Genomic DNA, 19,164 nt, shown 5'->3' with positions numbered 1-19,164 from the left:
AAGACGAGTTCAATAAGGATTACAGCAAGGAAGAGAAGCTTTATTTGACGGTGGAAGGCAGTGGACCGGAAGGCAAAAACAAAAAGGCCACCCCCCGACTTATAATCAACAACTACTTCTATGGCGGCGAATATGCTGTAGCGGGAGAAGTCTTTTCTCTGTCCATGTCTTTGCTCAATACCAGCCAGGTTAAGATGCTAAATAACATCAAATTGAGCTTGAGTTCGGAGGAAAATATCTTTTCCCCGGTAAAAAGCAGCAACTCCATATTTATTGACAGTATTCCCGCAGCCGGTAGTATAACCCAAAGCATAGAGCTTAAACCCAAAGTGGATGCCGCCAACAAGACCTATAATATTACCGTTGACATCGAATATGAAGATGAAAAAGGCAATAAATATACGTCCAAGGAGTTAATCGGCATCCCGGTGGCTCAGCCGGTAAAGCTTATTTTTTCCGATATTGAAGCACCACCCCAGCTTTTTGCGGGTACAGCGGTGGGGATTTCGCTGGACTATTATAATACCGGTCGAGCCTTGATACGAAACCTGATAATAAGTACGGAGGGAGATTTCCAGATTCAAGATGGGACGGTATTCTTGGGCAATCTGGAAGCGGGAAAAAGTGATTACTATGATGTCACCATAACCCCCAGGAAAGAAGGCAAATTAACGGGGAAAGTGCTATTCGACTATGATGATGATACCGGCAGGCACTATCAGGGTGAAAAAGCCTTCGAGCTGGAGGTGATGAAAGCTGCTCCCCCGCCGACTGATATCCCTCCTCCCGGTATGGAGGAAGCCGATGCTGCCAAATGGAAGAAGCCGGTGATAATCGGCGCGGGGATACTTGTGGTGGCTATTTCCGCTGTTATTCTTCGCCGCCGGCAGCTCAGGAAGAAAGAGGAAGTGAGCCTGGATGAATAATTTTGATTTGTTCAAAATGAGTGTCGGCAGCCTTTTGCGCAGGAAACTCAGAACTATTCTTACCTTGCTCGGAGTGGTAATTGGAACTAGCTCCATTGTAGTAATGATTTCCCTGGGAATAGCTATGGATCTCAGTTTTAAAGAAAGCCTGAAACAAATGGGGAGCCTGAATGTGATCGAGGTATATCCCTCATATGACATGATGCCAGCGATGGGGTCGCGGGGGAGTGAGGGAGTTAAGCTGGATGACCAGGCAGTCAGAACCCTGGAACAGATCCCCGGGGTAGAGGCGGTTATGCCCAGTAAAAATGCCTATATGCGCATCAGCGCCGGTAAAATGGTGGGTGATGTGAGTCTTATCGGTATTAACCCGGAATTGATGGAAGCCTTTGATTTCAAACTACAGAAGGGGAGATTGTTGAGCGTTTCGGACAAGGATGCCATAGTATTTGGCCAGCGAGTGGCCTTTAATTTCCGTAATCCCAGGTCCCGGAATCAGGAATCCGTACATATAATGTTCGGCCCGGGTCCGGATATGCCGGAGGAACCTCCCCTGGATTTAATAAACGACAAGATGCTGTTAACCTGGGATATGAGCTACGGGGAAAGGCGAAGCAATAAACCCGACACAGACAGCGACTATACCCCGCCCCCGCCACGCAAGGTAAAGGGAGTGGGCATCCTGGAAGGCAGCTTTAGTGAAAAGGCTTACAGCGCCTATATCAACCTGAACACCCTGGAAGAATTGCTGGAAGAAGAAAACAAGGCTCGGCATGTGGACAAGAGCAAACAAAGAAAGGAAGATAAATACCAGAATATCAAGGTTAAGGTGAGCGATATACAACAGATGGAAAGCGTGCAGGAAAAAATAAAAGCCCTGGGTTTTCAAGCCCACAGCCTGTCGGATATGGTTAAATCCATGAAGGAAACATCGCGCAAGATGCAGGCTATACTAGGAGGTATCGGGGCCGTAAGTTTGCTGGTGGCGGCCATCGGCATAACCAATACCATGATTATGAGTATTTATGAAAGAACCCGGGAAATAGGGGTAATGAAAGTTTTGGGAGCCAGGCTTAGCGACATCAGGAACCTTTTCCTGCTGGAAGCGGCGATGATAGGATTGGGAGGTGGTTGCGTCGGCTTGCTCTTCAGCTATCTGGTCTCTTATATATTGAATCGGGTTACAGCTGGCTTTATGGGTAATATGGGAGGCAATATCGGCATCTCCGTAATCACCTGGGAACTGGGTCTCGCTGCTGTTGCCTTCGCCACCATGGTAGGTATTATTTCCGGTTATTCGCCGGCCCGGCGAGCCATGAAATTGAGTGCTCTGGAGGCCATCAGGACAGAATAAGGAAAAGACACAGACATAAACTAAACGCCAGTTTTATTAGCCCGCCATTGGCGGGTTTTTTATTCGACCCCATTTTTCTATATGCTTCGGTCGTATAAATAACAGGAAAAGTGATAGGGGAAGAAAGAAATAAAAGGCCGTTGTGTAAAGAGGCCTGGGGAATTAGGGAAGAAAACCCGAAGAGAATTCCTGAAATAGCGCTCTTTTAGGAGTTATATCCGGGTTTCCTGCTGATGGATTTAGTCCTGTGGGGGGGAAGTTATACGAAGCGCGTGGCGGCAATGTGGTAATCTTATATAAGAGATTTCCCATGGGCTTAGCGGGTCTGAATCTTAAGCCCAGGTTTAATGCCTGTACCATTTGCAGCAGGACTTACAAAAGACGCAGGAGTAAATCAATATGCCGATAACCGGGGTGTCAGAACTGGATAAACGCTTGAGACTGGTTTGGGAGAAATATACGGCTGGGCAGACAACCGCTATAGATGAGATATATGATGATATAATGCCATTTTGCCTGAAAGTTTGTTCCCGGGTATCAGGTAAATTCGTAAACCCTTATGATGAGGAAGCGAGCATAGCGCGCCTGGCTATTCTGGAGGCTATGGCCAGATATGAACCGGACAGAGGAAGTATTCTGCTGTTCCTGGCCCAGGTGGTTAAATCACGGGTGTTGGATCATAAACGCCGTGAAAAAAGATGGTACACGCTTCCGTTTTCCTTACTCAAGCAAGTGGAGAACCCGGTGGATCGACAAGCCGATGATGATCTGCTGGAGATATTGAATGATATGGACCGAAAGCAAGAGATAGAGCACTTGCAGCTTGTGCTGGGAGATTATGGAATAAGTTTTGCTGATCTGGTAGCAAGTAGCCCCAAACATCGAAAAACCAGAGAGGAAACCAGGCAAATTGCGCTATTGTTAGCTCAAACAGAGGAGTTAAGGCAAGACTTGCGTGAAAAAAAGATGCTGCCCATAAAGCAACTTATAGAATTGGGTCGATTCAAGCGGAAGACATTGGAACGCTACCGAAAATATATCATCGCCAGTGCCATTATATTAGCCGGCGATTTTCCCCATATTCAACCCTTTATTTTATCACGGGAATTATCCCGGGAAGGGATGGAAGAGCCCCCTTCTTCACTGAAAGTATAACGAGGTGAAATATGTCCTCCGCTAAGCGGTGGTTTTCTATAAACAAAACAGGCAGCGGGTTTTAATCCCCCGCCTCGTTGCAGCGCTGTGTTGAAACTGCTATGCAGTTTCTTCCGATGCTTAAAAGTGACTCTACTGCAAAAACCCCTTTTGTTCCGTTGCGCAAGGGTTGCATAAATATACAAAGCGAGCGTTGGCGGAGCATGGATGAAACACCCGGCGAAGGCGAGCGGCGAAAGGGGGCGAGCGACAGGACGTCGCGAGAGCGCCACTGACCAGGATGGGAGATTGGCGCGGTACCCCTTGATCCGCGAGACAAGCCGCAGGTGTTGCCCATGCGAAGCGCCCTGTCGGGCACAACTGATGCTCCCTTCGGTCGCTATTAAGGACGCTGGAGCGGTATATTTATGCAAGCTAATGCATATTTATAACTTTTTGCAGGGGAATCAAAAATAGCCCTGGGAAAATGCTTTAGGGAAAGGAAGAATAGGATGTCCGGTAAAAAAGGCATAGTAATGGAAAAGGGTGAAGGCTGGGTCATTGTCTTGTTGGACAATGGGGAATATAACAAGTTCTATACCCTGACTGATTGGGAAGTAGGGCAGTTGTATCGAAGGAAGACCCCAATCAAGATGCTGGCCGTAGCCGCCGTGTTTTTGCTGGTATTCCTGGCTACTCTGGACTTTTTCACCGTGCTAACCTATGCCCGCCTATCAACCGGGGTAGAATTGGGTTTCAACCGCTGGGATCGGGTGGTTAAAGTAAAAGCTCAGGATGAAAACGCCCAAGCAATAGTAGCCGGTCTGGATCTGAAGGGAGCAACGGTGGAAACGGCTGTGTCCGAGGTGCTCAAAAAATCGCTTAATGACAATAAAGGGTTGAGAGATAGTCAGGTTGCCGCCACTTATTCCCTGGAACTGAGGGGAAAGGTCCAGGATGAAGTTAGAGACAGGCTCTGGCAGAAGATGGATAGAGGAATAAATAAAGCCATAAAACAGCAGCAGGGACAGGAATATAGTTGGAAAGCGGTGGGGAAAAACAAGAAGATGCTTGTACCTCAGACCAAAGTATTACCACCGAAGTCCCATGGAATCACAGGTGAAACGCCGCAAACCGAGCCAGGATCCGGGGCCATAATGGAGAATAATGGCCAGGCAAAAAGTGAGACAAAAGGCAGGGCGAAAAGTGGGGTTAAAGCTAAAGCCCAAAATGAGGTAAAAAAAGATGAAATAATGGATGAAATAAAAGATGAAGCAAAAGATCGCGGAAATAAGCCGGAGGAGAAAAAGTATTCCGAGCCGGAGAAGAGGGAAGAAGGGATTCCCGCTTTTGCAGATAAAGAAAAGAACATAAAACCCGAGGGAACAACGGAGTCAGGTTTGGGGAAAAATAATTCGGCTGGCAGTGGTGGAACGACCCCTGAGGACAAGTATAGGGCTGAGGATAAAGACAAGGCCGAGGGTAAAAGTAAGGCTGAAGATAAGGACAAGGCAAAAGATAAAAATAAGGATATAAATGAGCATAAGGGCAAATACCGGGGCCGGAACCAGGAGCTTAAATCGCCCGGGATGAATGCTCCCAACCCTAATTCCTCAGCCAAGGAGCAGGGCCGAATACCGGAAATGGAGTCCATTAACAAGTAATATGCCGTGCTAAAGCCATAAGCCAGGCTCCTATTGCTTGAACCTCCACCTCCCAACGTTTCATTTGATGTTGGCATATAATCACAAAAGACGGTTTTGGGCTTGCTCTCGGGAGAGATATACCAGTACCGTCTTTTATACTATATTAGCATTTAAACTTTCTTAAACCCCCTCTAAGTTTGAGCTAAAGACTATACTGGAGGTTCAGGCTCCTAAAGCTTTTGACTGAGCTGGCGGAAGATTATATCCGCCAGGCCGGTGGAGTTGCTTTTACTTATTTCTTTAGCATATTCTTCAAAGAGCATGGATTCCCATAAATCAGTGGCATAGCTATGCCCGGTAAAATCTGATTTAGGGATGGTGTTGCGCATGGACTGCAGTATCTGGTTTAAGAAAACTGACTCCAGTTCCTGGCAGGACTTATAAAGTTTAGCCTGGTCCTTTTTGTTCACGGCATTCTCCAACTCCCGGGCAAATTTGCTGGCCTGGCTTTGTTCTTTATTTATATTTATTTGATTCTGCCCCAGGCCTATGCTTGTGGGCGAGGAAGCAGCATTATTATCTACTCGCATTCTAAATTTTCCTTTCTGAATCCCTGGCCTGCCATATTAGCGGCGCAGGTTGGCTGCTGTCTGCAGCATCTCATCTGAGGATATGATTACCTTGGAATTAATTTCATAGGCCCGCTGGGCGGTAATCAGGTTCACCATTTCCTCGACAATCTGCACATTGGACATTTCCAGGTAGCTCGCTTCCAGAGAAACACTCTTATCACTATCGGGCTGCCATTCTTCCGCTTCGCCCGAGTTGGGCGTGGCCCGGTAGAGGTTTTTGCCCACTTTATGCAAGCCTGCAGGATTAATAAATTTGAAAAGCTTGAGCTGTCCCGCATCCTCCGGCTTATCTTGCCCAGGCTTCATATAGCTTATCTTGCCATCAATGGCAATTTGAATATCATCGGCCCCCTCATCGAAAGTATCGGCTCCTTCCAGGAGATTGCCATCAGCGGTTACCAGTTGCCCATTAGCATCGATTTTAAAAGCGCCATCCCGGGTATAGAGAAGTTCGTCATTTCCTTCCACCTTCACCCCGAAAAAGGCTGTTCCGTTTATAGCTACATCCAACGGATTCTCGGTAGCCTGCAGGCTGCCGGTGTTGAAAATGGTGTTGATGGCGGCCGGTTTTACCCCGAGCCCCACCAGCAAACCAACCGGTTCATTCCGGTCCTCGTCCGCTGCCGGGCGCCGGATGGTCTGATAAAGCAGATCCTGGAATTCGAGCCGCTGTTTTTTAAAGCCTACGGTATTCACGTTGGCCATATTGTGTGACAGGGTGTCAATGTTGAGTTGCTGAGCGTACATGCCTGAGCTGGCAGTATAGAGAGACCGCATCATAAGCGCTATTCCTCCTAAAAATAAAATTAGGAAACACGGCACATCAATCGTTCTGTGCTGTGACGGGCCTCTCCAGGTGAGTCCAGCCCGTATGAAAATAAGTTTATCATTATTGTTATCGAACTGCAGGTAAAAAAACTTGAGTAGTTCTTGCAAATAATCGCTCTTTTCTGCTGCCTATGTCACAAGACAGGATAGAGAGCAACGGAAACATTTCCGGCTGTATTTCATATATTAGAATTGTACACAGTTGCTGACTATGCTGCAAAAACCCCTTTTTATGCACGCTAATGCAAATTTATAACTTTTTGCAGTGGAATCAGTTGCTAGATTGCTTGAGCAGTTGCTGATAAAACCTGCTAGCATAAAGTCTGCTCAGGCGGTTGCAGAAGCATATTTACTAAATCGAATAAACCAGCCGGGTTTTTCTGAGGAATCAGTATTATGTGGAGAGGTAAAAGTTTGAGAGAAATTCTTTCATCACGTTTTGTGCATTAAGAAAGGAATGGGTAAAAAGTCTGAAGGAAATTCCTTCATGATCTTTTGCGCTTCAAGAAAGGAATGGTTACAAAAATGATTAAAGTGTCGGATTTAAGAGCCCGGGATGTGGTAAACATCCTGGATGGCAAGAAGTTAGGCAACATTATTGACATAGACCTGGATCTGGACAACGGCAAGGTTACTTCCTTGATTTTGCCCGGGCGTAATCGCCGCTACAGTTTTTTTTCACGGCGGGAAGAATTATCGGTACCCTGGAACAAGATCGTCAGAATCGGTAGGGATGTTATCCTGGTGGAAATACCAGTAGCCAATGAGATTGACCCCTACCGGAGAGATTATCTGCTGGATGAAGAACATATGTGAAGACCAGTAATTCCAGACTTAAGCTTGAATTCTATCTTACTTTTGTTCATAATAAGGGCAGACTGGGACTTGGTCTTCAAGGGGTGATGGATAATGCGCTGTCCGTATTGCCAGGAGTTTGAAAGCCGGGTGGTTGATTCCCGCTCCGGTGATGATGGTTCCTTTATCCGCAGGCGGCGTGAGTGCTATGCCTGTAAGAGAAGGTTTACTACCTATGAAAGGCTGGAAGAAAGAGGCCTGTTGGTAATAAAAAAAGGTGGGAACCGGGAAGCATTTGACCGGAACAAATTACTTGATGGTATTGCCCGAGCCTGCGAAAAAAGGCCTGTGAGCATGGAAGAAATGGAGAATATGGTAGCCAGTATTGAAAGAGAATTAAGAGATCTTTATGAGCACGAGGTCAGTAGTCAGGCTATCGGTGAAATGGTTATGGACAGGTTGCAGAGCAGGGATGAAGTGGCTTATGTTCGTTTTGCTTCGGTATACCGACAATTTACTGACCTGAATAGTTTTATTAAGACCATTGACCAGCTTAAACAAAGATAGAAAAAAGAAATGCAGGAGATATTATTTTCCTGCATTTTCCGACTCCAGAAGGTCACGGGCCTCTTCTACCATTTCTTCAGGTACCGCTATTATCACTTCGGCCAATGGTCCGGTTGAAAAAGGGAGCTGAGGTATTTCGCGCCGTGATATTCTAACTGGGATGCCATAGAACTTGAGCATGCTTTCAATGACGATATCATCGGGAGGATAGACTTTACTGATGGTAATCCAGGATTTTATCTGCTTTCCGGATTGGCGTGGCAGGGGTTCAAGGCCTTGATCGTGGCTATCGCTGTCGGGAGTATCCATCATTAATGCACCTCCTTTTAACATTGTATGCTAAAATTATAAAATCAACAAACAGATCTAAGCGGGAAAAACTGTCTGTGTTGGGGATAGAGGTGTCAAGTGTGCAGAATGCTAAAATTTTGGTAGTAGATGACGAAACTCATATTGTTGAACTGGTAAAATTTAACCTGGAAAAAGAAGGATATCGGGTGGCGGTGGCCTATGATGGACAGAGTGCTTTGGAAATGGTTAGGGACGCCCCGCCTGATCTAATATTGCTGGACATAATGTTGCCCCAGATGGATGGTCTCGAGGTTTGCCGAACTTTGAAACAGAATTCAGAGTACAAGACTATTCCGATAATAATGCTTACCGCCAAAGGGGAGGAAATAGACACTATTCTAGGTCTGGAAATGGGGGCTGATGATTATATTAAGAAACCGTTCAGCCCCAGGGAGATGGTAGCGCGGGTCAAAGCCCGGCTCCGGGCTTTGCGTATTCTCAAGGCGGAAAAGGCCATGGGGAAAAAGGCCTATGTATTTAAGGAGTTGACGGTTGTTCCCGAAAAATATGAAGCTTTTATTGGCGAAGAAAAGCTGGAGTTGACTCCCAAAGAATTTGAGCTTTTACGGCTAATGGCATCGAATCAGGGCAAAGTTTTTACTCGGGAAATATTGCTGGAGAAGGTTTGGGGCTACGAGTTTTCGGGGGATACCCGCACGGTTGATGTTCATATCCGCCATTTAAGGCAAAAACTGGGAGATGATTCTACTTACCCAGATTATATTGAGACGGTCCGCGGTGTAGGATACCGTTTTGTAGAAGGACAGGCCAAGAGCTAGAAAGGTGAGTTAAAGGTGTTGGACATCGCTCAGGACAAGAGGATGATGCAGTCCATTTTGAGTTGTATGGTTGATGGGGTACTGGTACTCAATATTGATGCTTGCATTATTCATGCCAATAAAGCGGCTGAAAGCTTATTCCTGGTACGCGAGGGGGTGCTGCTGGGGAAGCGTTTGACCCAGATAAGCGAAAATCGGGAAATCAGTGATATGATTGACGAAGTGCTGGCAACCGGTAATGAAAGCTTTACGGAAACTACTATCAGCCCCAGCACTCTGATTTTTCGGGTTCATGCTGTTCCCAGGAAAGATCACAATGACAGAATTGAAGGTGCTATCGTAGTATTTCACGATGTTACCGATGCTAGAAATTTTGACCAGGTTAGATCAGCGTTTGTGGGTAATGTGTCCCATGAGCTCAGAACCCCTTTGACTTCTATTAAGGGTTTCGTGGAAACGCTTTTGGACGGTGCCATGGAAAATAGTGATACCTGCAGGCGTTTTCTATCTATTATCGATACCGAAACCAACCGTTTGACCCGTCTGATTGAGGATCTCTTAACTTTATCCTCGATTGAATCCCAGGAACGTATAGTATACTTGAAACCGGCTTGCCTTTTGCGTTCTATTCGCAATGTAATGAATATGTTTGGACCACAGATCAGTGAAAAATGCCTGCATGTTGAATTCATTTACCCGTATCCCATGCCCTTAATTCAAGCTGATGAGGACTTGCTGGGACAGGTATTTATCAATCTTCTGGATAATGCTATAAAATATACTCCCAGACAGGGGAAAATCGTAATCCAATGCCAACGGCGGGACAGCCGTATTATCACCACCGTAAAGGACAGCGGACTGGGGATTCCTCACGAGAGTTTGCCCCGGGTTTTCGAACGATTTTACCGGGTTGATAAAGCCCGCTCCCGACAGCAAGGGGGAACCGGTTTGGGTTTGTCCATAGTAAAACATATTGTGGAATCCCATGGAGGAGAAGTGTTTGTGGATAGTGAAATCGGCCAGGGCTCCACTTTCGGGGTAAGCTTCCTGGTAATATAGCTTTTTAAGCCCCTTAGTACGATAGCAGGAAAGTGAAAAGCAAACAAGAATAACATCCTCTCTTTGCTGACAGCAAGGCCGAAAATATGCTATTATCACATAAGGTCCTATATGATGCTTGCGGCTGAAGGGGTGACACGCTTTGCAAAAGATCAAATACAATTTAGAAGTTATAAAAAACAAGATAGAGCAGGCTGCGTTTAAGAGCGGCCGGAAAGCAAGTGAAGTTACCCTGGTAGCGGTCAGTAAAACAGTGGATATTGAGGCAGTTAAGCGGGCGCATAATATGGGAATAAATGATTTCGGGGAAAACCGGGTAAACGAATTATTGCTTAAAAGGGAAAGCCTGCCCGGTCTTAACTGGCACTTGATAGGGCGTTTACAAACCAATAAAGTCAAGGATATTGTGGGAAGAACCACTTTAATTCACTCTCTGGATCGCTGGAAGCTGGCTCAGGAATTGGACAAGAGGGGAATAGTATTGGGCGAGGAGGTGCCGGTTCTAATTCAGCTGAATGTTTCCGGGGAAGAGCAAAAGGCCGGTTTTGAGCCGGGGGAACTGCGGGAAGTGCTCGCCGCTGCTGAACAGTTCAAGGCTCTGCGCATTTACGGCTTGATGACCATGGCCCCACTGGATTCTGATCCGGAAAGAGCCCGGCCTATATTTAGAGAATTATTTCAACTCCGGCAAAAATTCTCCGATAGGAATTATAGGAATGTGAATCTGAAGTATTTATCCATGGGTATGTCCCAGGATTTTGCTGTGGCTATTGAGGAAGGCGCCAATCTGGTTCGGATTGGCAGTGCCCTGTTTCACTAAAGGAGATACGACAAGGAAACAGTATTTATGACTGTTGGCAGGTGACATCAAGGCTTAATGTAAAGGAGGCTTAAAAATGGGCGTAATGGATGGACTGTGGAGATGGTTGGGGGTGGAAAGAGAAGAGGTAAGAGAGGAGATTATCGAACTGCCGGCCTATAGTGAAGAAGGCCAGCGGGGTCCGACCAATGTTGTCAGCATACATAGCAACAAAACTTTTAAAGTGGTGGTATGCGAACCCGAAAGCTTTGATGAGGTCCAGGTATTGGCAGATCACTTGAAAAGCAGGAAACAGTTGATTTTGAATTTTGACAATACTCCTCCCGAGGTTTCCCAGCGGATTATTGATTTTATCAGTGGGACTACTTATTCACTGGAAGGTCATAGCCAGCAATTAGGAAAGAATATTTTTATCTTCACTCCCAGTAATGTGGAAATAGCCAAAGACCACCGTTCTCTCATGCGCAAGCATGGATTCGCCAATCCTTTCGGGGGTGAGAGATAGTGCCGCAAAGCCTGGGGCTGATTGGTTGTGGGAAAATGGCTTATGCCCTGATGAAGGGTATAGGGGGGGCTGAATTTCTGGGTTTTGATTCTCTACTGGTAAATGATGTCGACCCAGAAAGAGGAGTGCTGTTTCAAGAGGAATTTAATGCCGTTCCAACACAAGCCAGGGAAGTTTTGAAGTCCTGTAGTGTGATAATCCTGGCGGTAAAACCACAGCAGGTAAGGATGGTTCTGGATGCCAATCGGGCCTTATGGACTACGGAGCATCTTTTGATATCACTCGCTGCTGGCATTAAAACCGGGAGCTATGAGAATGAAATAGGCTTACATTTGCCGGTAGTAAGAGTAATGCCCAATACCCCCTGTCTGGTGGGACAGGGAGTAGCAGCCATTTCAGCCGGGCGCTACGCTACAGATAAGGATATTCAACTGGTTGCAAAAATGTTTGAGCAACTCGGTAGTAATGTTGTGGTGGAAGAAAAATATATGGATGCCATTACTGCTATTTCGGGAAGTGGTCCCGCCTATGTCTTTCTGGTGGTTGAGGCTCTCATGAATGCTGCTCTTCAGGTTGGACTGGATTTGAATCTGGCGCGCCAACTGGTAGTGAATACTATTAGGGGCAGCATGGAGATGATGGAACAAAGTGGGGAACATCCCGCCATTTTACGGGAACAGGTTTGTTCACCCGGAGGGACGACTATAGCGGGCGTACGCCAATTAGAAGAAAACGGATTACGCAAAGCATTTTTTCAAGCGGTTGAAAAGGCATACGAGAGATCGATCGAGTTGGGCCAAGATTAGTAAGAATAGGTTGTCGGTCGTCAGAAGGGTTAAGGGTTATTTACTACCCCATCTTACTGTATAATAACGCCTACTAACTCACTTTCCATCGGTAGTTGTGTCCCTGCGGGTACTCCTGGTGTTCCACCCTGCGGGTGTCACTATTAAGGTTGCGGTCATAGGGGGTTAGTAAGGTATTAAGACAGGGAGGAATCTGAGCATTGGCTATTTATCAGATTGTACAAATTATCAATATGGCCTTCAATGTGCTGGTATGGTTGATAATCGCTCGCTGTATTCTATCGTTCGTACGGCACAACCCCTACCAACCCCTGATTAAGTTTGTCTACGATGTTACTGAGCCGATTATGGCTCCCTTCCGCAGGCTTATTCCAGCTGCCGGTGGGCTTGATTTTTCTCCCATTATCGCTGTTCTGGCGGTAACTTTGATACAAAAAATAGTGGTTGAATTGCTCTATGTTTTATTGTAAAGGAGACTTTTGATGCCTGGCAATTATGTGGAACTGCTGGCTCCGGCGGGCAGGTGGGATGTCCTGGAGCAGGTAGCTGCAGCAGGCGCAGATGCGGTCTATCTGGGGGGCAAACGCTTCAATATGCGCATGTTGAAGCAAGACTATAATTTTTCCGATCAGGAACTGCGGAACGCAGTTGACTTTTTACACCAGCAAAATAAAAAAATCTATATTACCTTAAACAATCTTTATTATGATGCGGAACTGAACGAACTCCAGGATTATTTATTCTTCCTGCAGGATATCGCTGCTGACGCCTTAATAATTCAGGATATGGCCGTACTGGCCCTCTGCCGGGAACTGAAGCTGAAGCTGCCCTTGCACGCCAGTGTGCAGATGGGGATAGCCAATCTTCAAGCGGCTCATTTTCTGGAGGATCAGGGTTTTGACCGGGCCATACTAGCCAAGAACCTTACCCTGGATGAAATCAAGGAAATTCATGACGGCTCGAAACTAGCCCTTGAATTCTTCGCTTTTGGTGATCTTTGCATCGCTCATGCCGGGCAGTGTTATATGAGCAGTCTGGTAGCTGGGGAAAGTGGTAATCGAGGGCGCTGTTTGAAGCCCTGCCGCTGGCCCTACCGCCTGGAGGGGGCGGGACAGAGCGAACTTACAGCTTATTACCTGGCTCACAACGACCTTTGCCTTTACCCGCAGCTTCCAGCTTTACTGGCAGCCGGGGTAAGTTCCCTGAAAATAGAAGGGCGCATGCGTAGTGCGGAGTATTTAGCTCATATTATTGGGATATACCGCCAGGCCCTCGACAGGCTAACTGAAGACCCTGAAGCTTATGAGATGAATACGGAAGACTACCAGAAGCTAACAGAAAAACGTGTTCGGGATTTTTGCAACGGCAATCTTTTTGGCCGGGCAGGAATTGAGTCTATTGGACTGAGTGGAGAAAAAGAACCTTTTTTCCCAACCAGGGCCTTGAAATTAAAAAAATTAAGGGAGAATGAAGTCCCGGAGGAGCCAGAGTTTGGACTACCAAGGCAGCAGCCTTGCTGGAGCGTAAAAATCGGAGATATGGAGAGCCTGGAAGCAATGGCGGGCCTGGGAGTCAAGCGGGTTATACTGGAATATGCAGCGGAAAATCGCGTCCCCTCAGGCTGGAGGCCGGAGGCCATAAGGGCGGCTCTTTCCCTGCAGCTTGATCGTACGCAGATATGGGTGGAGACTCCCCGGATAGTTAGCCAGAGTGAATTTAGGAAAATGGAAGAGGACTTGCGAATCATAAGTCATCTTTCCGGCCTGGGTGGCTTTATTGTTAATGAACCGGGAAGCTTTAGCCTGCTCCGGTGCCTGGGACAGGCTGTTTGGGGTGGTCATGGCCTCAATACCAATAATTACCAGGCGGCGATCTTCTGGCGGAAACAGGGTATGAGTGGCATTAGTGCCTCGTTGGAATTGGAGTGGAGCAGGGTCAAATCTTTGCTCAGCCAGGTAGAGGAAACGGAACTGCTGGTTCATGGTCCTCTTGCGGGAATAATTACTGATTTGTGCCTCCCCCGGGGGGTACAGCCAGTTGCTGTTGGGGATGACGGTGAGGACTGTCCGCTCCACTGCTTGCAGGAGGATTATTATCTACTGGATGATTGGGGGCAAAAATACCGGGTACGGGCTGATGGCAGTTGCCGAAACCTGATATTTTATCCCTATGACCTGGCCCTTATTCAGCAACTTCCGGAACTGTTTATATCCGGACTCAAATATTTGCGGATTGACGGACAATATTATCCGACCGAGTTGCTGAAACAAACAGTAGGTCTTTACATGGAAACAGCTCAGGAGCTGCAGGCAGGGAAATGGAGCACTGAACAAGCCAACAGCTTGCTCAAACTCTTTCCTGCTGGGCTTGGCAGCTCGCCTTTGTTTGCTGAAAAAGATTAATGTACAACCTACTGCAAAAAGTTATTAATATTCACTGGCTTGTATAAATATACCGCTCGCAATCTTCGCATGGGCAACACCTGCGGCTTGTATCGCGGCTCAAGGGGTACCGCGCTAATCTCCCGTCCATGGGAGGCAACCTTAATAGTGACCATCCATGCTTCGCCAACGCTCGCTTTGTATATTTATGCAACCCTTATGCAACAAAAGGGGTTTTTGCAGCGGAGTCAACCCTTATGCAAGATTGGGATTTATGCAGTGAAGGCAAACTTTATTATTTTACAGTCAATTGAATCAGGGAGGCTTGCTTATGATTACCGCCATGGAAATACGCAACCAGCAATTCCCCAAGTCGCTGCGCGGCTTTAACCAGGATGAAGTAAAGAAATACCTTTTAAACCTGGCCCAGGATTATGAAAGCCTGTACAGTGAGAATGCCAGCCTTAAAGAAAAGATTCAAAACCTGGAATATGAACTGGGCAAATACCGCAAGCTGGAAGAGACCATGAACAACAGTCTCATACTAGCACAGCAGACTGCCGAAGACTTGAAATCCAGCGCCCGTAAAGAAGCCGATCTGATGCTGGAGGAATCTAAAAAACGCATTATTGAAGTTATGATGGTATACCAGGAAATAATAAAACGAATGAACATATTCAATGTAGAGTTAAAATCCCAGGTAAGTGCTGAATTAGAACTTCTGGAAAAGAACCAGAAAAAGGTTGAAGAGCTGTCTAATTTTTTTTATAGCAAGGATTTCAAAGAAGTAATGGAGAGTTTGGAAAAGGTAAACCTGAAGGAATAAGCCTATGAATAAGCCTTATATAAGAACAGAAAGAAATGGCGAATGGCTCCGCTTTGGAGTCAAGGTACAGCCACGCTCGTCACGCAATCAAATTGTGGGCGAGCATGAAGGCGATATAAAAATCAAAGTCATGGCTCCGCCGGTAGAGGGCGCGGCCAACCAGGCTCTGCAGAAGTTTCTGGCCGAGCTGTTCAAGTTGCCGAAAAAGGATATCCGCATCGTCCGGGGCGAGACCTCCCGCCATAAAATCGTAGAAATTCGAGGAATTAAAGCCGAAAACCTGCTCGCTTTCATATATCACGGGGACGGGAGCGACCGAGCCAGGTCGTGACACATAGTGGGTGGGATGCCCACCGGGTAAGGCCACTTCACTTCATCAAACATTGGCTTCCACCAGATTTTTGCTTTTTCGGGTAAGAATTGAGATTAGCATAGAGACTAAAATTAGTCCGGCGCCGAACATCGCCCGGCGGGACAGAATTTCCTGCGCCCAAAGGTAACCGGTCAAGGCCGCGAAAACTGGCTCAGTAGTTAAAACCACAGCAAAACGGGTAGGAGTACTGTATTTTTGCAGGTCATTTTGCAGCAGGAAGGCCAGGGAAGTTGCGAAAACGGCAGTAATAAAAAGAGCAGTCAAAAGGTTGGCGGAAAAATGCTCGGGCCACGGTTCACTAATGAGCCCAATCAGCATGGATACGATACCCACAAAGAAGATTTGCACCGCGGTTATAGCAATGGCATTATGCTGGTGTGAATAGCGGTCAACAAAGATAATGTGAAAAGCAAAGCCGAAGGCACAGATGAGCACCAGGAAATCACCATAAGCCAGTGAAAAAGAGTTGCGGGGGAAGGACAAGAAAAACAAGCCGGTGGCCGCCAGGATTACGGTAATTGTAGTACTGACAGTAGGCCGTTGACGGTAAAGCAGTGAAAAAATTATAGGAACCAGAACCACACTGATTCCGGTGATAAAACCAGCGTTGGTTGAGGTCGTATATTTTAAGCCAATGGTTTGAAAGACATAACCAATAAAGAGAAACAGGCCTAAAATACCCCCGGCTAGCAAGGTATGGCGATTGGTTTTTTTTATGCAGGGAAAAGACAAAAAGAGCAGTACTAAAAAAGCCAGCAAAAAACGCAGACCCAGGAAGAGAAAGGGGCCGATTTCCTGCAAGACGTTTTTTACTACCACAAATGTGCTGCCCCAGATAGCTGCTACTAACAGCATACTCACTTCCGCTTGCATACGTTTTTTTGCAGCTGACATAATCCAATACCCGCCTAACTTTTTTTACTGACCATAGCTCTCCGTGACAAGGGACGGCAGGAGCAATAGGGGCAAACCCGTGTACTGGCTCTCCACATTTTAACCAATAAGCTTAAATGAGTCAAAGAACCTTCTTTAACTCGTTTTGACTCCCCTGCAGCTCTTCCTTAAGCATATTTTAAGGAAAAGGCCGGAAAATTATAACGATAATATATCATGGGGACGGTCCTTCTGCTATATATCATAATATATCTGCGCAAATCAGCGTCCAATAACCCCCGGTTATACCCCTATTTTCATCGGTGGTTGTGGCCCCCGGCCATGGGGGGTCAGTAAGAAAAGAGAGGGGTTATTTCCTTTCCCTTCTGACGATACAAACAAGCGATTATAACTCACTTTTCATCAGTGGTTGTGCCCTTGCTTATGGGGTTAATACGGATAAAGTATGCAGAGCTATTGTCACCAGGGCTCTACACTGTATAATTAAATGAAGGGTCAGGAGGGTAGAATTGCAGCGTAGTATTGAGATAATCAAGCGCTTAAATAAGGAATATCCTAAGGCCGGCACTCTGCTCCAGCATAGCAGTCCCTTTCAATTTATGGTGGCGGTGGTTCTTTCTGCACAGAGCACTGATGAACAGGTAAACCGGGTTACAGCAGAGTTGTTTGCCGATTATGGTACCCCCGAAGCCCTGGCAGCAATCGACTTGTCTCTATTAGAAGAGAAGATTCGGGGAGTAGGTTTGTACCGGAACAAAGCCCGTCATCTCAAAAAGCTGGCTCAAATATTAGTGGAGCAGTACCGAGGAGAAGTACCTTCCGACTTTGATGAATTATTGAGCCTTCCGGGGGTGGGACGCAAGAGTGCCAATGTTATAAGGTCGGTAGCGTTTAAGAAACCCGGTCTGGGCGTAGATACCCATGTGCACCGGGTGGCCAACCGCCTGGGCTTGGTGAACAGCAAGCTCCCTGAGCAGACGGAAAAAGCCTTGAAAGAGCAAATACCGGAAAAATGCTGGAGCGAAGCCCATCACCTTTTGATATTCCATGGGCGTCGGATTTGCCGGGCCCGCAAGCCGCAGTGCAATAATTGCGTATTAGAGGGGCTCTGTGAGAAAAAAATGGAAAAGTAAGAGGTGGGAAAAGTTTTTTAATTAAAGCCTTGATGTTACTGCAAAAAGTTATAAATATGCATTAGCGTGCATAAAAAGGAGTTTTTGCAGCAGAGTCAATCCTTATGATATATTAGAAGAACCGTCCCCATGATATATTCCGAAAATGGCGGCAGAAGTTGTCTTGCTTGCAGCTATATGCTAAAATTAAAAAGATTTTTAGAGATAACAGGCAAATCTGCACTTTGGGATACCTTTCACCCCCCGGGAGAGAGGTATTTTGTTTAAGTAGCGAAAGAAAACTCATGAAGCATTTTTAACGAGAGCGCTGCAATGAGGCGGGGGATTAGAGCCTGCCGCCTGTTTTGTTAATAGGAACCCGGCCGCTTAAAGAAGCGGGGGACATATTTCACCTCGTTATAAAATTCAAACAGTAAGGTGGTAATTCGGATGGCTAAAGGTAAGTATGACGGAACCTTGAATCTTCCCCAAACCGGTTTTCCCATGAGGGCCAACCTGCCTCAGAGAGAGCCGGAGATACTGAAGTTCTGGGATGAGATTGACATATACCGGCGCATACAGGAGAAAAACGCAGGTAGACCCCAGTTTATTCTGCATGACGGTCCGCCGTATGCCAATGGGGACATTCACCTGGGACATACCCTTAATAAAGTTTTGAAAGATATTATTGTCAAATACCGCTCCATGAGCGGTTACGACTCCCCCTATATCCCGGGATGGGATACGCATGGCCTGCCTATCGAGCAGCAGGCCATAAAGAACCTGGGTATTGACCGGCATAAGACTGATGTGGTGGAGTTCCGCGAACACTGCCGCGACTATGCCCTTAAATATGTGGAAATACAGAAAGAACAATTTAAACGACTGGGTGTACGCGGAGATTGGGAAGACCCCTACCTCACCCTGAGTCCAGGCTTTGAAGCCATACAAATTAAGGTTTTTGGAGAGATGGCCAAAAAAGGCTTCATTTACAAAGGTTTGAAGCCCGTATACTGGTGTGGGGACTGTGAAACGGCCCTGGCCGAGGCGGAAGTTGAATACAATGAAAAGGTCTCCCCCTCCATTTATGTCAAGTTTCCGGTAAAGGATGGTAGGGGAGTTTTACCCGAAGATGCTTTTATTGTCATCTGGACCACCACCCCCTGGACCCTGCCGGCCAACACGGGGATTTGCCTGCACCCGGGCTTTGACTATGTTTTACTGGAAGTAAAAGGAGAAAAATACCTCCTGGCCCAGGGATTGCTAGAAGCAGTGGCCGGAGAGCTGGTCTGGGATAACTATCAGATTCTGGACAAATTTAAAGGGAAAGAGCTGGAACGGGTTTTATGCCGCCATCCTTTCTTTGCCCGCGATTC

General features: G+C 46.6%; 20 protein-coding genes and 1 pseudogene. 17 read left to right on the top strand and 4 right to left on the bottom strand.

Annotated features, from left to right (window positions below; translation table 11 throughout):
• The 4 genes and pseudogenes from PHP87_RS06685 to PHP87_RS06670 all read left to right on the top strand — a co-directional run.
• Positions 1-926 (top strand): annotated as a pseudogene (locus tag PHP87_RS06685) (hypothetical protein); the annotation flags it as partial.
• Positions 919-2,280 (top strand): ABC transporter permease, encoded by a 1,362-nt coding sequence (locus tag PHP87_RS06680; protein ID WP_299919830.1) that lies wholly within the window; start codon positions 919-921, stop codon positions 2,278-2,280. The pseudogene PHP87_RS06685 and the gene PHP87_RS06680, both read left to right, overlap by 8 nt.
• A 399-nt stretch (positions 2,281-2,679) precedes the next feature.
• Positions 2,680-3,435, top strand: coding sequence for an RNA polymerase sigma factor SigI (sigI, locus tag PHP87_RS06675; RefSeq protein ID WP_299919828.1), 756 nt, complete (start codon positions 2,680-2,682; stop codon positions 3,433-3,435).
• A 491-nt stretch (positions 3,436-3,926) separates the two neighbouring features.
• Positions 3,927-5,078, top strand: a complete 1,152-nt coding sequence (locus PHP87_RS06670; protein WP_299919827.1) for a hypothetical protein — start codon at positions 3,927-3,929, stop codon at positions 5,076-5,078.
• 212 nt (positions 5,079-5,290) lie between these two features.
• Here the strand turns inward: PHP87_RS06670 and PHP87_RS06665 are convergent, their stop codons facing one another.
• Both PHP87_RS06665 and flgG read right to left on the bottom strand, forming a co-directional pair.
• The gene (locus PHP87_RS06665) at positions 5,291-5,650 is read right to left on the bottom strand and encodes a rod-binding protein (RefSeq protein WP_299919826.1); all 360 of its coding nucleotides are present in this window, start codon (positions 5,648-5,650) and stop codon (positions 5,291-5,293) included.
• A 36-nt stretch (positions 5,651-5,686) separates the two neighbouring features.
• On the bottom strand, positions 5,687-6,472 hold the full coding sequence (flgG, locus tag PHP87_RS06660; RefSeq protein ID WP_299919825.1) for a flagellar basal-body rod protein FlgG: 786 nt from the start codon (positions 6,470-6,472) through the stop codon (positions 5,687-5,689).
• Between the two features lie 573 nt (positions 6,473-7,045).
• On the opposite strand from flgG, the gene PHP87_RS06655 reads away from it, so the two are divergent.
• Both PHP87_RS06655 and nrdR read left to right on the top strand, forming a co-directional pair.
• Positions 7,046-7,336, top strand: a complete 291-nt coding sequence (locus PHP87_RS06655; RefSeq protein WP_299919824.1) for a YlmC/YmxH family sporulation protein — start codon at positions 7,046-7,048, stop codon at positions 7,334-7,336.
• Between the two features lie 93 nt (positions 7,337-7,429).
• Positions 7,430-7,882 (top strand): transcriptional regulator NrdR, encoded by a 453-nt coding sequence (nrdR, locus tag PHP87_RS06650; protein WP_299919823.1) that lies wholly within the window; start codon positions 7,430-7,432, stop codon positions 7,880-7,882.
• A gap of 21 nt (positions 7,883-7,903) precedes the next feature.
• On the opposite strand, the gene PHP87_RS06645 is transcribed toward nrdR, so the two are convergent.
• Positions 7,904-8,194, bottom strand: a complete 291-nt coding sequence (locus PHP87_RS06645; protein ID WP_299919822.1) for a hypothetical protein — start codon at positions 8,192-8,194, stop codon at positions 7,904-7,906.
• 98 nt (positions 8,195-8,292) lie between these two features.
• Here PHP87_RS06645 and PHP87_RS06640 point away from each other — a divergent pair, with 98 nt between their 5' ends.
• From PHP87_RS06640 to PHP87_RS06600, 9 genes are all read left to right on the top strand, one after another.
• Positions 8,293-9,012, top strand: a complete 720-nt coding sequence (locus PHP87_RS06640; RefSeq protein WP_299919821.1) for a response regulator transcription factor — start codon at positions 8,293-8,295, stop codon at positions 9,010-9,012.
• A 15-nt stretch (positions 9,013-9,027) separates the two neighbouring features.
• Positions 9,028-10,071, top strand: a complete 1,044-nt coding sequence (locus PHP87_RS06635; protein WP_299919819.1) for an ATP-binding protein — start codon at positions 9,028-9,030, stop codon at positions 10,069-10,071.
• A gap of 142 nt (positions 10,072-10,213) precedes the next feature.
• On the top strand, positions 10,214-10,891 hold the full coding sequence (locus PHP87_RS06630) for a YggS family pyridoxal phosphate-dependent enzyme (RefSeq protein WP_299919818.1): 678 nt from the start codon (positions 10,214-10,216) through the stop codon (positions 10,889-10,891).
• 76 nt (positions 10,892-10,967) lie between these two features.
• Positions 10,968-11,396 (top strand): cell division protein SepF, encoded by a 429-nt coding sequence (locus PHP87_RS06625; RefSeq protein ID WP_299919816.1) that lies wholly within the window; start codon positions 10,968-10,970, stop codon positions 11,394-11,396.
• Complete coding sequence (gene proC, locus PHP87_RS06620) at positions 11,396-12,202, top strand: pyrroline-5-carboxylate reductase (RefSeq protein ID WP_299919815.1); 807 nt, start codon at positions 11,396-11,398, stop codon at positions 12,200-12,202. The genes PHP87_RS06625 and proC overlap by 1 nt, the downstream gene beginning before the upstream one ends.
• Before the next feature lie 200 nt (positions 12,203-12,402).
• The gene (locus PHP87_RS06615) at positions 12,403-12,672 is read left to right on the top strand and encodes a YggT family protein (protein ID WP_299919814.1); all 270 of its coding nucleotides are present in this window, start codon (positions 12,403-12,405) and stop codon (positions 12,670-12,672) included.
• A gap of 12 nt (positions 12,673-12,684) precedes the next feature.
• Complete coding sequence (locus PHP87_RS06610) at positions 12,685-14,604, top strand: U32 family peptidase (RefSeq protein ID WP_299919813.1); 1,920 nt, start codon at positions 12,685-12,687, stop codon at positions 14,602-14,604.
• A gap of 310 nt (positions 14,605-14,914) precedes the next feature.
• Positions 14,915-15,409 (top strand): DivIVA domain-containing protein, encoded by a 495-nt coding sequence (locus PHP87_RS06605; RefSeq protein ID WP_299919812.1) that lies wholly within the window; start codon positions 14,915-14,917, stop codon positions 15,407-15,409.
• A 4-nt stretch (positions 15,410-15,413) separates the two neighbouring features.
• Positions 15,414-15,740, top strand: coding sequence for a DUF167 domain-containing protein (locus PHP87_RS06600; RefSeq protein WP_299919811.1), 327 nt, complete (start codon positions 15,414-15,416; stop codon positions 15,738-15,740).
• Between the two features lie 45 nt (positions 15,741-15,785).
• Here PHP87_RS06600 and PHP87_RS06595 read toward each other — a convergent pair whose 3' ends face one another.
• Positions 15,786-16,676 carry a DMT family transporter gene (locus tag PHP87_RS06595; RefSeq protein WP_299919809.1) on the bottom strand — a complete coding sequence of 297 codons (891 nt, stop codon included), beginning with the start codon at positions 16,674-16,676 and terminating at the stop codon, positions 15,786-15,788.
• A gap of 509 nt (positions 16,677-17,185) precedes the next feature.
• Here PHP87_RS06595 and nth point away from each other — a divergent pair.
• Together nth and PHP87_RS06585 are read left to right on the top strand one after the other, a co-directional pair.
• On the top strand, positions 17,186-17,809 hold the full coding sequence (nth, locus tag PHP87_RS06590; RefSeq protein WP_299919808.1) for an endonuclease III: 624 nt from the start codon (positions 17,186-17,188) through the stop codon (positions 17,807-17,809).
• A gap of 429 nt (positions 17,810-18,238) precedes the next feature.
• Positions 18,239-19,164, top strand: a 926-nt coding sequence (locus PHP87_RS06585) for a class I tRNA ligase family protein (protein ID WP_299919807.1), incomplete at its 3' end; no start/stop codon positions are given.

The organism is Syntrophomonas sp. (genome assembly GCF_028707975.1).
Classification (GTDB): domain Bacteria; phylum Bacillota; class Syntrophomonadia; order Syntrophomonadales; family Syntrophomonadaceae; genus Syntrophomonas.
Note: the sequence above shows the minus strand (reverse complement) of the source record. Positions and strands in the feature narration are given on the sequence as shown.

Coding starts and splice junctions, on each gene's coding strand:
- PHP87_RS06625 (WP_299919816.1), top strand. CDS start 10,968: ATGGGCGTAATGGATGGACTGTGGAGATGGTTGGGGGTGGAAAGAGAA.
- PHP87_RS06605 (WP_299919812.1), top strand. CDS start 14,915: ATGATTACCGCCATGGAAATACGCAACCAGCAATTCCCCAAGTCGCTG.
- PHP87_RS06655 (WP_299919824.1), top strand. CDS start 7,046: ATGATTAAAGTGTCGGATTTAAGAGCCCGGGATGTGGTAAACATCCTG.
- PHP87_RS06610 (WP_299919813.1), top strand. CDS start 12,685: ATGCCTGGCAATTATGTGGAACTGCTGGCTCCGGCGGGCAGGTGGGAT.
- PHP87_RS06600 (WP_299919811.1), top strand. CDS start 15,414: ATGAATAAGCCTTATATAAGAACAGAAAGAAATGGCGAATGGCTCCGC.
- PHP87_RS06680 (WP_299919830.1), top strand. CDS start 919: ATGAATAATTTTGATTTGTTCAAAATGAGTGTCGGCAGCCTTTTGCGC.
- flgG (WP_299919825.1), bottom strand. CDS start 6,472: ATGATGCGGTCTCTCTATACTGCCAGCTCAGGCATGTACGCTCAGCAA.
- sigI (WP_299919828.1), top strand. CDS start 2,680: ATGCCGATAACCGGGGTGTCAGAACTGGATAAACGCTTGAGACTGGTT.
- PHP87_RS06670 (WP_299919827.1), top strand. CDS start 3,927: ATGTCCGGTAAAAAAGGCATAGTAATGGAAAAGGGTGAAGGCTGGGTC.
- nrdR (WP_299919823.1), top strand. CDS start 7,430: ATGCGCTGTCCGTATTGCCAGGAGTTTGAAAGCCGGGTGGTTGATTCC.
- PHP87_RS06595 (WP_299919809.1), bottom strand. CDS start 16,676: ATGTCAGCTGCAAAAAAACGTATGCAAGCGGAAGTGAGTATGCTGTTA.
- PHP87_RS06645 (WP_299919822.1), bottom strand. CDS start 8,194: ATGATGGATACTCCCGACAGCGATAGCCACGATCAAGGCCTTGAACCC.
- PHP87_RS06665 (WP_299919826.1), bottom strand. CDS start 5,650: ATGCGAGTAGATAATAATGCTGCTTCCTCGCCCACAAGCATAGGCCTG.